The organism is Bacillus mycoides (assembly GCF_001757995.1).
Taxonomy (GTDB): domain Bacteria; phylum Bacillota; class Bacilli; order Bacillales; family Bacillaceae_G; genus Bacillus_A; species Bacillus_A mycoides_B.
The window spans coordinates 146863-163636 of sequence record NZ_LXLV01000023.1; the positions used below are offsets into that span (position 1 = coordinate 146863).

General features: G+C 34.8%; 9 protein-coding genes and 4 pseudogenes. 9 read left to right on the forward strand and 4 right to left on the reverse strand.

The window, feature by feature from the left end:
- The first annotated feature begins 836 nt into the window (after positions 1-836).
- Together BWGOE10_RS08925 and BWGOE10_RS29730 are read left to right on the forward strand one after the other, a co-directional pair.
- Positions 837-2369, forward strand: a complete 1533-nt coding sequence (locus BWGOE10_RS08925) for an alpha/beta fold hydrolase (protein WP_070141794.1) — start codon at positions 837-839, stop codon at positions 2367-2369.
- Between the two features lies 1 nt (position 2370).
- Positions 2371-2580: pseudogene (locus tag BWGOE10_RS29730) on the forward strand (IS4 family transposase); the annotation flags it as partial.
- A gap of 245 nt (positions 2581-2825) precedes the next feature.
- Here BWGOE10_RS29730 and BWGOE10_RS08930 read toward each other — a convergent pair.
- The 3 genes from BWGOE10_RS08930 to BWGOE10_RS08940 form a co-directional block, all read right to left on the reverse strand.
- Entirely contained in the window at positions 2826-4613 is a 1788-nt protein-coding gene (locus tag BWGOE10_RS08930; RefSeq protein WP_070141796.1) for a hybrid sensor histidine kinase/response regulator transcription factor, read from the reverse strand.
- Positions 4614-4726: 113 nt separating this feature from the next.
- Entirely contained in the window at positions 4727-5305 is a 579-nt protein-coding gene (locus BWGOE10_RS08935) for a sensor domain-containing protein (RefSeq protein ID WP_070141798.1), read from the reverse strand.
- A 204-nt stretch (positions 5306-5509) separates the two neighbouring features.
- On the reverse strand, positions 5510-6832 hold the full coding sequence (locus tag BWGOE10_RS08940; protein ID WP_410254619.1) for an erythromycin esterase family protein: 1323 nt from the start codon (positions 6830-6832) through the stop codon (positions 5510-5512).
- A gap of 381 nt (positions 6833-7213) precedes the next feature.
- Between BWGOE10_RS08940 and BWGOE10_RS08945 the strand changes: the two genes are divergently transcribed.
- From BWGOE10_RS08945 to topB (BWGOE10_RS08960), 4 genes and pseudogenes are all read left to right on the forward strand, one after another.
- Positions 7214-8098 (forward strand): CPBP family intramembrane glutamic endopeptidase, encoded by an 885-nt coding sequence (locus BWGOE10_RS08945; protein ID WP_070141802.1) that lies wholly within the window; start codon positions 7214-7216, stop codon positions 8096-8098.
- 518 nt (positions 8099-8616) lie between these two features.
- Positions 8617-9156, forward strand: a pseudogene (gene topB / locus BWGOE10_RS08950) (DNA topoisomerase III); the annotation flags it as partial.
- Between the two features lie 701 nt (positions 9157-9857).
- Positions 9858-11735 (forward strand): group II intron reverse transcriptase/maturase, encoded by a 1878-nt coding sequence (gene ltrA / locus BWGOE10_RS08955; protein ID WP_070141806.1) that lies wholly within the window; start codon positions 9858-9860, stop codon positions 11733-11735.
- Positions 11736-11890: 155 nt separating this feature from the next.
- A pseudogene (topB, locus tag BWGOE10_RS08960) lies at positions 11891-13516 on the forward strand (DNA topoisomerase III); the annotation flags it as partial.
- Between the two features lie 488 nt (positions 13517-14004).
- Here the strand turns inward: topB (BWGOE10_RS08960) and BWGOE10_RS08965 are convergent.
- A complete protein-coding gene (locus tag BWGOE10_RS08965; RefSeq protein ID WP_002200884.1) occupies positions 14005-14673 on the reverse strand; it encodes a YczE/YyaS/YitT family protein in 669 nt (222 codons plus the stop codon).
- A gap of 138 nt (positions 14674-14811) precedes the next feature.
- Here BWGOE10_RS08965 and BWGOE10_RS08970 point away from each other — a divergent pair, with 138 nt between their 5' ends.
- The 3 genes and pseudogenes from BWGOE10_RS08970 to BWGOE10_RS08975 all read left to right on the forward strand — a co-directional run bounded on the left by BWGOE10_RS08970 (position 14812) and on the right by BWGOE10_RS08975 (position 16772).
- Positions 14812-15687: a LysR family transcriptional regulator gene (locus tag BWGOE10_RS08970; RefSeq protein WP_002148786.1), complete on the forward strand. Its 876-nt coding sequence runs from the start codon at positions 14812-14814 to the stop codon at positions 15685-15687.
- Between the two features lie 368 nt (positions 15688-16055).
- Positions 16056-16118 (forward strand): annotated as a pseudogene (locus tag BWGOE10_RS33955) (DUF6262 family protein); the annotation flags it as partial.
- A gap of 171 nt (positions 16119-16289) precedes the next feature.
- Positions 16290-16772: a DUF2975 domain-containing protein gene (locus BWGOE10_RS08975; protein ID WP_070141808.1), complete on the forward strand. Its 483-nt coding sequence runs from the start codon at positions 16290-16292 to the stop codon at positions 16770-16772.
- Positions 16773-16774: the final 2 nt, after the last annotated feature.

Here is a 16774-nt window from a genome sequence, read left to right on the forward strand (position 1 = left end):
AATCTTGTTTAGCGTATATTTTCGTTAAAATGTTGGCGGTACGCATATAACTACACGCTTTAATGGATTAAAAGGAAAAAGAGGATTTACAGTGAGAAAATATGCCAAATTACAGGTGTGAGTCAGGTCGCCCTGTATCGTAGATTAAAAGAACTTGAATAAAGTTCTTTTTTAATTTGTAATTAAATCCCGGAGTGGCCCCCTCGTACCCAGAATCGTTTCCGTACCCCCATAAGCCAGTTTTTTTTAGTGTTCCTTAATCAACTAATGCACTCTTTAGTTCAATAAAAAAGTCTAATCAAAATGGATTAGTTACTTTTTAAATAGACATATAATTTTATAAAAAGTTTAATCATAACACGTTTAGAATTATTTAATTGAAAAGATAAAGCATCGCATCTATTTTATAAACGTCGCAACTTTATTCAAAACTTCGTGTCTTTTTTTGCACTTTCGGGCACAGAGGTTCCTACAGCACTATTATAAAAGCGATTTCGAATGTAAGGAATTTGTAAGGAATAGGTAAGGGAAAAGAGATTTTCATTGTATATGATAAAAATATAAAGTGGCGCGAAGGGGGAAACAGGTACGACTTATATATGAAAAACAAACCAGTAACAAGAGTGTTTTAAAGAAAAGAAGTAATTTCTAGAGTTAACATACATGTGGAAAAAGAGGGAGAAGGCATTTTATATTGAGTTTTGTTTATAATAGCTTTTTAACCTGTTAGTGGGGATCGTAAATTAGATTATTAATCGCCTTGAAAATTTCTATTTCCGTATAGTACTAGGCATGCTGTATTAAAAATTTTAATTGTGAAGGGAGAATTAATAAATATGAGCACGAAAAAAAGAATAGGGAGTAAGTTATTACTTGCCATTGCAATTTGTGCAATAGCTATTCCTTCAGTTTCATATGCGGAGGAAGTAATTTCACCTAAAAATTTCGAGGATTATTCAAACTTGTTTGAGGGACGGAATAAGGACATATTGAAAACAAGTTTATATCCAAATACATATAATAATTCGTTCAGCCACCAATTTAAATCGAAATTAAAGGAAACAAACACAAATATAAAAAAAATAGACAATATTAACGATGAAAATCCTGTTATATCTAGTACTCTTTCATTTATCCATTCTATGCATACTGAAGATTATAAATTTGCATTTGATTTAACTTCTCGATCATTACAGAAAATAATATCTGAAAAATGGCTGAAGAACTATTGGGAGGAACTTCCTACGCAGTTACAAGCAGGTTCTTTTATAGAAATTGGAGAGGTTACACAAAAAGAGATAAATTCTGTTCATACAAATGTAGAGATTAAATTAGTTTTCGAACAAATTACTGTACCTTTACTAATAAAACTAGATCCATCTGGAAAAATAGATGATTTTCAACTCAATATGCCGTTTAGTCCTGTTGCAGATCGGCCATCATATAGTAACCCTGAATCATTTGTTGATAAAGAAGTAGTAGTTGGAAGTGGTGCATTTCCATTACCAGGAACATTATCTGTTCCAAAGGGGAAGGGTCCTTTTCCAGCGGTTGTTCTTGTTCATGGAGCTGGAGCAGCCGATCAGGATTCAGCAACGTATGCTTTGAAACCATTTCGCGATTTAGCTGAAGGTCTTGCCTCGAAAGGAATTGCTGTCCTTCGCTATAATAAACGAACCTATGAACATGGATTGAAAACAGAACTTAGTCCTTTTTATACTGTTGATAAAGAGACAACAGATGATGCTCTTCTTGTGACTCATTTTCTTCAAAATGAACCTATGATAGATAAGAATCAAATTTATATTCTTGGTCATAGTCAAGGTGGAATGATGATTTCGAGGATAATTGAAAAAAATCAAAATCATAATATTGCTGGAGCAATTGTGATGGGAGGAGCGGCCCGGGCATTTACAGACAATGTTTTAGATCAACTTGAGTACCGTCTTTCTATTGGAGAAATGAAACCAGAAGAATATAAATTTTACAAATCGCAATTTGAATTATTAAAGGATCCTAATTTCTCTAGTCAGAATCCTCCAAAGGATTTTTCTTTAGGACCACCAGTATATTGGGATTCTATCCGTAAAATTAAAGCAGCAGAAATGTCAAAAGAACAAAAAACACCGCTTCTTATTCTTCAAGGAGAAAGAGACTATCATGTTCCATCAAAAATTGAAATTCCTTTTTGGAAAGAACAATTAAAAGAGCGAGATAATATTGATTATCGACTATATCCAAAGTTAAATCACTTCTTTACAGAAGGAGATGGAGAATTAAGTCAATCGGATGAATATTATAGTCCTGCTAATATCCCTGAGTATGTTATAAATGATATTGCTACTTGGGTGCAAGGAAGATTGAAATAAAATTAGCATCCTTCTTTGTGCCTCCACCATGTTTCAAATGCGCCAATTACTCTTCCCCAAGAAGAAACGAGAATTAAGCGAATATAAAGCGATTTATATCATAAAAGAGTACTTTCTACTTATTTATCATTCTTTACAAAAAGAAGCCAAAGAATTAACAAAGATATTATTTCGTCTCTTCAATCTCTTACATAAAAACAGACAAAGATCTCAATAGGTATGAGAAGTATTGTTTGGCTTCGATATAGTAATAATAAAGATGTTTAATTTTGATATAGAATATAATAGCCTTACTACATATTGAATGTAGTAAGGCTATTTAAAGATTTAAAAACAGGGTGAACCTATTCAAAATTACCTACCAAAAATGATGAAAAAATAGATTCATAGTTTTATTCCTTACTGCATCTTGTAACTACAGCTTAGCTAGATCTAAAGAAATAACAAACCGTTTTCTCATTCGATAATTCCAATTTCTAGAGCTTTCTGGGCAGCTTCTTCCTTGTTACGCACTCCTAACTTTGTGTAAGCCGAGGAAGCATAGTTTCTGACCGTACCATTCGATAAATATAGCCTTGAAGCTATCGTATTGTATCGAAGTCCTTTTGCTACTAGCTGCAATATTTCTATCTCTCTGGCTGTTAGTTCATAAGCAGTTGCTTTTGATTGTGGTGTCTCGTTTTGCTCATCAAACTGCTCAAATATTTTGTGAGATATACCCTGATCAATCAGCGTCCCACCGCTATGAATAAGTCGGATCGTATTAGCTAGCTCTAACGTTTCAATGGATTTAAGTAAAAAACCATCTGCACCGTTACGAAGCGAGTCCAACGCCTGTTTCGTATCATGAAACGTTGTAAAAATCAATACGCGGATATGTGGCCATTGTTGCTTAATTTTTTTTGTCGCTTCGACTCCATCCATTTGCTGCATATCTAAATCCATGAGTACAACGTGAGGTTGAAGGCGCCCACACAAGTCGATGGCTTGATCGCCATCTTCAGCCAAACCGACTACATTTAAATCTTCATATCTGTCGAGTAGTGTACTTAAACTTTCCCGAACAAATGGCTGATCGTCGACAATTAACAAACGAATAAGTCTATCTTTTATTTCAGTTTGTCGCGGTATGGTACATGTAACAAGCATTCCTTCCTCTGGCTTTGTATATACAGACAATTGACCTTGCAAATTCATTGCTCGCTCTTTCATCGTATTCATACCGAAGCCTTCCTGCCATTCTACATTTCCCTTTCCATTATCTTGCACTTCTAGCCTCGTATATTGTTGTTCAAACTGCAATGAAACTATAATTTCAGTCCCCTGACCATGACGTACCGCATTCGTAAGGGACTCTTGTAAGCAACGAATGAATGCTATCTTCGCTTGTCGAGACAGTTGATATTCCTCTCCGAATGTTCGGAAGCTTACATCCACCTGAGCGTGCTCCTGAAATTCAGCTCCAAGATTTTGTAGAGATTGAATCAAGGAAGACGATTGACACTGAGGGTCCATTTGATGTAGGTAACCTCTCACGTCCTCGATGCTTTTACGTCCCATTTCAAGCAGGGAATCTAGCCTCTGTACACCCATTTCGGTAGCAAGATCGGTCCGCAACGTTTCCATCCCCATAATAATGGAAGTATAGGCGTGCCCAACTGTATCATGAAGCTCACTAGAGAGCCTGTTTCGTTCCTCGGCCAGTGTAATGCGTTCGATCTGAGACATATATTGCTCAAGTACTGCGTTTTGTTTACGAATTGCTTCATTTTGTTTATGATTGATGATTAATAAATGAAAAGCGAATCCCATTACATAAGCGAATCCGTAGTAGGTGACCATAATCCAATAACTATTACTTGGCGAAACCGCATAGAAAATTCCAGTTATTACAAAAATTGTTGTTGGAGCTGTCCAATAATAGGACAAATGCTTACTATTTGCTGCGATAAGAAACACCGATATAAGAAAAATATTGTAAGCTTCTGGAAATAAAGAGGTTAAATATATACATAGTCCACCATATAGCAATATTTCTGTGAATAAGTAATATTTGTAATTGAACAGTAAGGCTACCCATGGAATAGAGAAGGCAATAATTTCCCAAAGAATAATAATCCAAAGTGGTAATGTTAAACCATCCTGAAAATTTAATGTTGCTAGGATGGTAGACACACTAACAAGTAGACGGATTCCTAACATAATCCAATCATACCAAAACCAATATTTAACCATATCAAACAATTCATTTACCCCCTAAGTAGCCTTCTTTCTCATTTCCTATATTATAGAATAACCTTTCTTGCATTGTTATATTTTTAAGTTTAAACTGCCTACTATTCGTAGACTACAAACTTCTATCGATTTAGTTGCTGAATCATAATGCGTGTATAACCTCCAAATTTTTTCGTTAAACCATCTACTATTTTAATACTTATGGCGGTAAACACTATACCCATAGACATTACAAGGAGTGACTTGGGAAAAGTATCTATCTGTATGAAAATAATATTCATATCGATGTACCGATACAATAGTGGTGATAACAGGAACATAAGTGGCATTACATAAAAAATGATTGTACTAATGAGACTGAAAATGCCAATCACAAATTTCTGCATTAACCAAAAGACAGCAGACCAAGTGCGGCGATCCGTAAGTCCTAATTTCACTTGAGCCCAGTCCGATGTATCCGTTGTTACACTTCTATCGTAAGAGTCTGTCGAAATATCAGTATAAATTTTCGTTTGTATGCGCTCGAATTGGATAAAGGGTGTGGTAGTTTGTAGTACGCGTATAACTAATGGAATCCCAACTACCGTAAATGAAAGGGTGAAACTGAATAGCAGAGCTATTAAGTAAAAACAAAAATAAAACAAACCTGTAATGAAAGTTAGTAATAAAAAATAACCATTCTGGATGAATCTTGATCTCATAAAGTGCATCACTCCTATCTATGTAATAACCGAATCATACTGCTTTTTTTGTCAAACTCACCAGTGTAAAAATGTCATATGACATTTTTACACTGGTGATAAAAGGGGGATTAGCCTATTCCTAGTTAAATACAAGATGATTTTATTAATCCTCTACAAAACAATCCCGTTCTTGGATCTGCAAGAAGGGATTGTTTTGTACTCTTATTTAATATGAGATGGACTTGTTTTTCGGATATGAAAAATAATATCGAATTGCTCAAGCAATGAAGTATCAAAGTATAACAAACCGTCCGGGAGGAGTTGTCCCCCTATACTTAGTAATGGCCTTTTTGCTCTAACCCATTTCTCTGCGTGTCCTTTAAGGTGACGGTTATCCAACAAAAACATTTTATATGGTACTTTTCCGAGAGTATAATTGAAACTATTTACATCTTGTGGAATAGTATCCGTTGCAATCTTACCTCCGGTGGAAGGGTTATATTCGCTGTATAAGGTGAAATTCCCCTCCGTAGTTGTACTACCAATTGTGACATAATTATTGTCTAAACGTTCCTTCAAAAACTGCCCCGCAACATCAGGGTATAATTTCTCATCGATAATTCCTTTTGCTATGTGAATATTGTGTGCCCATACCATAGTTTTACCACCAAATGTTTCTTGTGCCCACATTGCATGATCGGCCAAGTATTGCTCGTGTAGCTTTATTACATTTGGGTAGTCATTAGAAAGCAGCATTGTGGTAAATTTCTCTATTGCATTCGCTGTTGCTTTGACCCAGATGTACTCGGATGAACCTACATCTTTGTTTGCCTGTTCCTTCTCATCTTTTAGTAATTGGGCTACTTTCTCAGCGTTTGCCTTGAACTTTTCTTTCATTTCAGGAGCAAGATTCATATATTCCTGTATACTTCCAGTGAAAGAAGAAAGGTCTTTATAGTTTTCTTCTACTTCTGCCCGCAAATCTGGTCGATGCTGCTTTACATAATCAATTACTTTATTAAAGACACTTTGGTCCATTGTTTTTAAGTCAAGTCCGATAAATTGGATTTTCTTTTTATTGGATGGATCAGCATTATAATCTTTCATCCACTCAATCATGGCTATAATTTCATCAGTAGGATATAACAATTTCAAAAATTCCCTAGGGTTTCCTTTTCCTGTTTGTATATATTCATTTAGCTTTAATCCGTTTCCCCAATCTTCTTCCATTCCGAAATTCGTAAAGCCCATCTCAGTAACCAAGTATTTCACAAGGCGAAACTTCATGGTGAAAATTTCAGAACTTCCATGAGTAGTCTCTCCTAATCCTACATATTGTGCGTTCCCAATCATATTCTTAAGTGGTTTTAAATCGTCAAATGATTTTGATGGTTCTATCGTTTTTAATGGATGCGCCTGTGATTGTATTGATTTAACGATATTTTTTTGGATTGATTGAGCTGAATCTTCAACTGCTACCGTTTGTGCTTTTCCTACTTCTCCACCTCCTGCGACTAATATAGCTGTACTAACCATTGCAACCATTCCACAATACCTCTTTTTTTTATTCATTTTTTTCACCTCAATTGAATTATTTTCAAAAGCAAGATTGATTCATGTACTTGCGCGAATCAATTGCCTTAATTCAATTTTTATTTATTCCATATCATATTTTCTAGTTACATATTGTCACAAGATTATTTGACACAGGTCATAGGTTAATCATTACATTTTCTTACTATCGGTTATGACAACTTATGGAGAATAATTACATTATTGAATCGTAAGTAAGACTAGATTATGAATTTAAGAGGGGGAGATTGATTAATCTATATGCAAAAACATCTTCATTCTGTGTTGTATTTCTCGAAATGACAGGAAGTTGATTAGATAAACAAATTAATAAAAGGGGAAGGACGGATTACAATGATATTACATGCAAAATCATTCCACAATAAGGATAAAGTCCAACGTGCTAAAAAAGGACTTCAACTGTTTTTAAGTATCTTGTTCATTACTTCTATTATCTTAAATTTAGTAATAATGATTACTAAAAGCATGCCGCTAATTGTGGTATATATGTTTACTCCTGCAATTTCTTCTATTCTGACTCGTATCATACTGCGAGAAGGGTTTAAAGATGTATCTTTTAGTCTAGGTAACTTAAAGATATGGAAGGGGATTGCTTTGGCCCTGTTAATACCTATGATAATATGTGGAATTACTTATTCGATTGCCTGGTATAGCGGATTTGCGAGTTTTCAGCTCCCGCAAGGTGGTATGCTAGAACCTATCTACAATATACTTGGACTTCAGTATCTACCGACACCATTACGTTTCATTTTTATAGTAGTATTGAGTGGGATTTTTGGAAGCTTGCTTAACTTAATCCCAGTTATGGGAGAAGAGATGGGTTGGCGGGGTTATATGCTCACAAGGCTAGTCGATGCGAAATTTTCACGTCCAATCCTTATTAGTGGATTAATATGGGCAACATGGCATGTCCCAATTGTTATTGCTGGTCTATATGTAGAGGGAACATCTGTCTTTCTCTCTGTACTTGGCATCTATTTTTGTATTGTACCATTCAGTTATATTACAGCTTATTTACGACTTATCACAGGTAGTGTTTGGCCGTCGGTTATCATCCACACCACTTGGAATGCTATTATTCAAGGACCTTTTGCACGTGCAACTACAGGATATCAATTAGAGATTTGGATTGGAGAATCTGGCTTGATAACCGCTCTTATTATTTCGATTACTGCAATAATTGTGAATCGGATAATAAGGTTTACTAAACATGTATAACTTTGAAATAAAAGTATGATATTTTTAAAAATGTAATTTTGTTACTTTTAATAGAGCGTTCACAGCAGGGGATAGATTAGGAGAGTCCTCAACCCATATTTTAAAATCTTGAGTAAATCAAACCGTCTCGCTCCAAACATAATTATGTTTGGAGCGAGACGGTTTCTTATATGAGAACTAATCGTAATATCAAATTACTTCAAGGATATATGGAAAAGAGAAGATATCTCATCTTTTGAAATGTAGTAGATAATTTAGACGCGAATAGATTTAGAATTATTTATAAAATCATGAAATCTAGAAATGCCAATTAGAATGTTACGAAAGACGAATGAAGAGAGGATACTTGGATAATGCAACTCTCCCTATTGTGAAGCAATAAAGAAAAAGCGTATAATATTATAGGTCTCCTATTTGTGAGATAAACCGCGAATGATAAATAAGATTGTTGTTTTATCATCGCTTCTAAACATATAGACAATGAAAGTAACACTGGAATACAGATAGGGAGTTATACAATGAAATTAATCATCGCCGAGAAACCAGATCAAGGTTTGGCTCTTGTTTCACAGTTTAAATATCGCCGGAAAGATGGATATTTAGAAGTAGAAGCAAATGAGTTATTTCCAAATGGAGCGTACTGTACATGGGCAATTGGTCATTTGACGCAGTTATGTAATCCAGAACATTATCATGCAGAGTGGAAAAAATGGTCACTTAATACGTTACCGATGATTCCAGAGCGTTTTCAATTTGAAGTAACAAAGTCAAAGTATAAGCAATTTAATGTAGTGAAACAGCTGTTACATAATCCTCAGGTAACAGAAATTATTCACGCGGGCGATGCTGGTCGTGAAGGGGAATTGATCGTACGAAACATTATTAATCTTTGCAACGTGCAAAAGCCAATGAAGCGTCTTTGGATTTCATCTTTAACGAAGCAAGCTATTTATCAAGGATTTAAAAACTTACTTGATGAATCAGATACGATTAATACGTATTATGAAGCATATACAAGATCTTGCGCCGACTGGGTGGTTGGGATGAGTGCGACACGTTAGATAGTGAAAAGCTATCTTATCCGTATGTGTTATGAAATTAAAACAAATATAGGATAAAGTCTTATTTCGAGGAGTGGAATGATGAGGTAACGCTCTGAAACGCTCCCTTTAATACTCCGACATGCGATTTCCTATGTGCATATGGGAATGGTGTGAAGCTCGGTGAAGTCGAGTGAAATATACCGTAGTATTCAATGAATAACCGAAAGGGCAATAGAGGTATTGTCTGTATATGATAGCTCGGAAGTCGTTAAAAACTTAGTATGGTGAGAATGTGGTAAAACACTGACGAACTGGCGAATGTACGCTCCAACGATCTGGCTTGGAGAAATCTAAGTTAATCATTCTGTGGTTGAGTAAGAATTCATGCTATGAAAAACCATGCAACGTTAAAGGCGTTGGATAGAATGATGGGGTATAGTCAGCACCTAACCTAATGTAATCTTGATAGAAATAAGGCAACGTGGAAAGCTGAGAACGTGGAGAGAGCACACTCAATGAAACGTTATAAGGAAAAGCGTGAATAACGAATAACCTTATTTTATCTCAGTGAGAGTAGTGGCGTGACCGTTGAAGTTCTTGTAATGAGGACAGAGGAATAGCCACAAGTCAATGTTAGAAACAAATCGGAAACCCTAATCATTTTCATAGGTTCGTGTAAGACAACTAGCAACACGTCCGTTAGGAAGTGATTAACTATGAGTAATGTAGTTCAAGAGGAACTGAAAGATAGCAAGTTACGACATGCTGAGTATTATGGTATGACGCCAACGTTGGATTTGCTGTTCAAGAATAGTTCCGAGAATGCGATATTCAAAAATCTAATGCGATATATCATATCTGATGATAACTTGCTACTAGCGTACAGAAATATTAAACGTAATAAAGGAAGTTACACAGCAGGTATTGATAAATTGACAATCAAGGATATTGAAAAATTTAGTACAAATGAATACCTATCTATAATGAAGAAAAGGTTTTCTTGGTACCAACCAAGGCGTGTCAAAAGGGTAGATATTCCTAAACCAAACGGAAAGAAAAGACCACTAGGTATAGCATCCATTTGGGATAGGTTGACACAGCAAAGCATTCTTCAAGTGATAGAACCTATCTGTGAAGCAAAATTTAATACCCATAGCTACGGATTTAGGCCTAATAGGTCAGTGGAACAAGCAATCGTTGATTGCGGTAACAGGATTAACTTTAATCAATGTCGTTATGTGGTTGATGTGGATATCAAAGGCTTCTTTGATGAAGTATGCCACAGCAAACTCATGAAACAACTTTGGACTATTGGTATCAGAGACAAGCAACTACTAGCAATTATCGGGAAAATGCTGAAATCACCTATTGTCATGCCTAACGGCAAAGTGATAGTTCCAACAAAGGGAACACCACAAGGTGCAGTTCTTTCTCCTCTACTAGCAAACATCAATCTAAATGAGTTTGACTGGTGGATATCAAAGCAATGGCAAGGACGTCGCTGTAAAGAAATTATTAACCAATATGCCAAAGGTAAAGGTGAAGTTAAATCAAATCATTATCGCAAACTAAGGTCAAGCACAACACTCAAGGAGTTCTACTATGTCCGGTACGCTGATGACTTTAAAATATTTTATAAGGACAAGGAAACTGCTGAACGCATTTACCATGCAAGTAAACAGTGGCTTGAAGATAGGTTACGTCTACCAATTTCAGTAGAAAAATCCCAAATAACTGATTTGTGGAATGAAAGAAGTACATTCCTAGGTTTTGAGTTGAAGGCTGAAAGGAAAGCTGATAGATATGTTATGCACACTTATGTATCACAAAAAGCAATAAAAAGTATAAGACATCAGCTTAAAACCCAAATACGAGCCATTCAGAAAAGTCCAAACTCAAAAGAAACAGTGGCTGAAATTAGTAGATACAACGCATTGGTATTAGGTATTCATAACTACTATAATATAGCTTCGCATGTAGCAATTGATTTTAGTGGCATCCATTATTCTGTAATGCTAAGCCTTAAAAATCGACTACGTGGATTGAGTAAAACAAGCAATTATAAGACAAAAGACAAAGGTATTATGAAATATATGAAGTCGAAAAATATGAGGTATTTGCTGGACATGCCAATTATCCCTATTGGCTATGTTAAACAACGAAAACCATTAGGCAAGAAAAGTTCGATTAACAAGTACACTCCGCAGGGGCGTGTAGGAATTCATAAAAACCAAAGTCTTGTGTCTGAATATATGCTCCAATGGTTAAGAGAGAATCCTGTCATAAATGAACGTGCTACAGTTGAGTACAATGACAATCGCATTTCAAAATTTGTCGCTCAACATGGAAAATGTGCTATCACAGGCAGAGAACTGGCTTTCAATGAAATTCACTGTCACCATATTATTCCGCATCACGAATCAAAAGATGATAGATATGTAAATTTAGTGGTTATTCATCATGATATACATTGGCTTATCCATACAAATGACCCTAAAAATATAAGAAAGCTCTTAACCCTGTTTGATCTCAACGAGATCCAACTTGAAAAACTTAACAAACTAAGAAAGAAAGTTGGAAACAAAGCTATATAGCAATATTGAATGATATAATCGCATTCTTGAGAACTAATATTATAAAGATTAGGGAAAACAAAGATATGTTTAAATTGATGGAACGCCGTATGCGGTGAAAATCGCACGTACGGTGTGGAGCGGGGGAAAAGTTGGAGAGATTATCAAAAACTTACCTATCGCTATATGCATCGCGTGTCTTTAGTATTTTGCTAAAGAAAAAGGGAATGAATGATGTATTTTCCGCCGGTCGTGTGCAAACACCAACTTTAGCATTGATCGTAAAGCGTGAGAAGGAAATTGAAAACTTTAAATCAGAGCCGTTTTGGGAAGTATTCGCAACCTTTAATATTGAAGGGAAGAAATATGAGGGGAAATGGGAGAAAGATAATGAGTCCCGTTTAAATGATCCTGATTTGGCAAATAAAATTGCAGCGTTTTGTCAAAATAAACCGGCTGTAGTAAAAGAAATGAAAACGGAGCGTAAAGAGTTTCAGCCACCATTTTTATTTAATTTATCCGCACTGCAAGCGACAGCAAACAAAGCCTTTAAATTTTCGCCGAAAAAGACGCTTGATATAACACAAGCACTATATCAAAAAGGGATAGTCTCTTATCCACGTTCGGATTCTAACTATGTTACACAAGGAGAAGCAGCGACGTTCCCTGATATTTTACAGAAGTTAAGTCAGTTTGATGAATATAAAGGTTTATTGCCAGCACCAATTGAATCGGTTATGAACAATAAGCGTTATGTGAATGAAAAGAAAGTTACAGATCACTACGCAATTATACCGACAGAACAAGTTACAAATCCAAGCAAACTATCAGGTGATGAAAAGAAAATTTACGATATGATCGTAAGAAGACTCATTGCGGCGCATTATGAAGTAGCGATCTTTGACTACACAACGATTACAACTCTTGTAGACGAACGTGCTGCGTTCATTTCGAAAGGAAAACAGCAAATACAAGAAGGTTGGCGTAAAGTTATTTTCCAAGACGATAAAGATGACGAAACGATTCTTCCAATTGTAGCTGAAGGTGAACAAGGAAAAGTTGTAAAGGTGAAAGTGAAAGAAGGAAAAACCCAGCCACCGAAGCGTTATACAGAAGGACAACTTATTACGTTAATGAAAACGGCAGGTAAGTATTTGGAGAATGAAGAGCTGGAGAAAGTATTAAAGAAAACAGAAGGTTTAGGTACGGAAGCGACTCGTGCCGGTATCATTACGATGCTGAAAGACCGTAAATATATAGATGTGCAGAAAAACCAAGTGTATGCGACCGATAAGGGAAAAGTATTAATTACAGCAATCGGCGACAAAATACTAGCTTCACCGGAAATGACTGCAAAATGGGAACAACGTCTTGCGGAAATTGGTGAAGGTACCGCTTCACCAGCTACATTTATGGAACAGACGAAAAAGTTATCAGCTAAAATTATTGAAGACGCGGTAGAAATGTCGGAGAAATGGGATTTCACTGGATTACATGTTGAATCGATTGAGCGAAAAGGATCGAAATTTACAACTGGTAAAAAGGTTGGAAGTTGTAAAAAATGTGATGGTGATGTAATTGATAAATCTACGTTTTACGGCTGTTCAAACTACAATACAACACAATGTGACTTTACCATCTCGAAGAAAATATTAAGTAAAACAATTTCGCAAAAGAATATAACAAAGCTCTTAAAAGGTGAGAAGACCGATTTAATTAAAGGCTTTAAAAAGGGCGAGAAGACCTTTGATGCGAAGCTAGAGTGGAAAGATAATAAGATTAATTTTGTGTTTGAGAATTAAGTGGTGTCAACAAATAAAAAAGTTCTTTACTGAATAAAAAAGTACTTTCCCGTGTCAAAGTTTCTGTAACAGGTTAGGTTTGAAAAAAATATTGATAGAAAAGAAAAAGCATGACAATTTTATGTCATGCTTTTTTATTTTATAATTACAGATTTATGTGTACTAATACTAAAAATTATTTAAAATAATTGTTTGAAAAGATGGTATGAAATAGTGTTAAGTAGCAATAAAGTTATTTAATTTACAATAAAGTCTTTTAAGATATAAAAAAGGTGTTTAAAGATCCTTCTTTAACTAAACGGCAGGTTAGTTTTAATACAATGTTTGTTTTATCATTTAACCAAAGTGATAGAAGGTCAAAGAAAAGGCAGTAATAAAGAAATGCCATTCCTAATGTGGACTGGCACTTGGTAAGGTGCAAAATTCATTATTTGATTTCGGCTGAGGAATTTGATTCATCTATTTTCCCTGTACTTTATTATGATTCCTTAGGCAGCCTTCTCTGTTTTAAATACCCATTGTTGGAGAGTTGGTTGATAATACGGTATCATCCACCCTAAAATTTTGCCGATAAAATAGGCGGCAATTAGTGTGCCGATTCCGATTGAGCCTAATGATTGAATGAAAACTATACAGATTGCACCAGCCACACAAATGTTTATTAAATCGCTCAAAATTTTTGCTTTACCGAATTTTAAATTGAATTTTTCACTAATTGCATAAGTTAACGCATCATACGGCATTAATGGCAGTTTCGCTGTTGTATAGCCCATTAAACCGACCGCTATAACAAATAAACTAACAATCAAATATACACTTCGAGCAAGGAGAGTTTCAGGTGCAGGGAAAAGTTGTACAAGGAAGAGTGTTGCATCCATGAAAAAACCAAATAAAAACGAAATAATGAATTGACTCACAAATTCATTTAACTCCATTCGTTTACTTAATATCACTTGAATAATAATGTATAAAACATTTGCAAGCGCCATTGTCACACCAACCGATAAACCAATCGTTAGCGTACTTGCATATGCTAATGATGACACAGGCGATACACCAAATCCTGCTTGAATCGACATGCTAATGCCAATCGACATAAAAAATAACCCGAGCACGTATAAGATGATGCGCTTCAAGGTTCTGTTCCAATGATTCATAGTATCTCTCACTTTCTAGTTAATATTATCAATATAAAGACTATAGCTATAGAATTAAATATAACGTCAAATTCGACATATGAAAAATATATATATGATAAACTAATCATATCAAAAAACATATGACGGAGAGATACAATGGATTTCAGGCAATTATATTACTTTAAAGAAATTGTGAAACAAGGAAGCATTTCTAAAGCAGCAGAAGTGCTCCATATCGCGCAGCCCCCACTTAGCCAATTATTAAAAAAGCTTGAAACTGATCTTGGCACAACTTTAATTCATCGATATCGTCAAAAATGGGAGCTTACAGCAACAGGTGAAATACTATACCAATATGCCAATCAAATGTTAATACAAATTCAAGATGTAAAGCAGCAAATTCAAGAAATTGAACAAGGTATAGGAGGAACAGTAAGTATCGGTGTATCATCTGCATGTTCGAATATGCTCATTGACTATGTTAGTACGTTTAGAACACAATACCCTAATGTTAAAATAAATATAGTAACTGGAAATTCAGAAGAATTATTAAAAAGACTAGAACAAAGAGAAATTGATGTTGCCTTACTTTTACGATTGGGCAATAGTGAACAATATGAGATGAAAATATTAAAAAAACAACCAACCGCTGTGATTATTCCATCAAGTTGGGCAACATCGTTTTCATCACAGCATGTGACGATTGAACAGATTGCCCAGTTCCCATTCATTATGCTAGGAGCAATGGAAGGACTCTCCTTCAATGAAGACCTTTTCAAAGTGTTTGATGAACATCAAGTCAAGCCAAATATCATTATCGAGTGTAAAGATATAAGGATGGTTGTAGCACTTGTTAGTAGAGGACTAGGATTATCCGTTATTCCAAGAATGGATTACACATCATCATTTTTAGAACATACAACGCTTTTTGAATTGAAACAATTTGATTTTCATTTAGAGCCTGTAATAGTAAAATTAAAAGACCAAAGAATTTCCAAAGTAGCATCTCAATTTTGGGAAATGGTTGATTAGGAGATATGAACAAAGCAAAAATAGCCTTCAATCAAGTAATATAGACATCTTACGAAAAATTGAGCCGGGATAAAAAAGTTCTTTACTAATTTGAAAAACGCAGTAATTACACTACTTATTAGTAAAGAACTTTTTTATACAAAGACAAAGTGGTTTCAACAAATAAAAAAAGCTCTTTCGTTCTGTAACAGGTTAGGTTTGAAAAAAATATTGATATAAAATAAAAAGCATGACATAAAATTGTCATGCTTTTTATTTTATAATTACAGACTTTTGTGTAATAGCACTAAAAATTATTTGAAATAATTGTTTGAAAAGATGGTATTAAATAGGACGTTTATATCATCTCTATCATTTCTTTTATATAAAGGAAAAATAAGAGATTAGAAAATGAAAACAAGCAATTAAGAGAGCAACTGAAAGTAGATTAAGCCGATGTTTATAAAAAGTTATAGAGCATTTCTTTGAATGAGGAATGCTTTTTATTTTCGCTTAAAACAAAATATACAATAAAAATATTATCTTAATTAATAAAAATTTATTGTAAAACAATAAAATTTATATTAAAATCAAAATCAGAATAAATAAGTGAGGTGCTTTTTATGGGAAAAGTAACAACGTTGTTTTTAAAAATAGCTGTTATTCTGTTAGGAGTCCCAGTTCTTGCTCTGTGCATCTTTTTGGTGCCTGAGATGGCGAATCTTGCAGCAAAATTGCTTCCACAGTTTGCTATTATAAAATATCTCGTTTTCATCGCTTTTGATGCATCGGCTATACCTTTTTACTTTGCTTTGTATCAGGCCTTCAAACTCTTAGGCTATATTGACAAAAATAAAGCTTTCTCCGATTTATCTGTAAAAGCTTTAAAGAAAGTCAAATACTGTGCCATTACAATCAGTATGTTGCATGTGCTAGTTTGGCCGCTCTTCTATATCTTTGCGGAAGTAGACGACGCACCAGGAGTTATCTTTGTCGGATTAGTTGTTCCTTTTGCTGCGATGGTTATCGCAGTCTTTGCGGCTGTTCTCCAAAAACTTTTACAAGATGCAATTAATATCAAATCAGAAAATGATTTAACGGTCTGAGG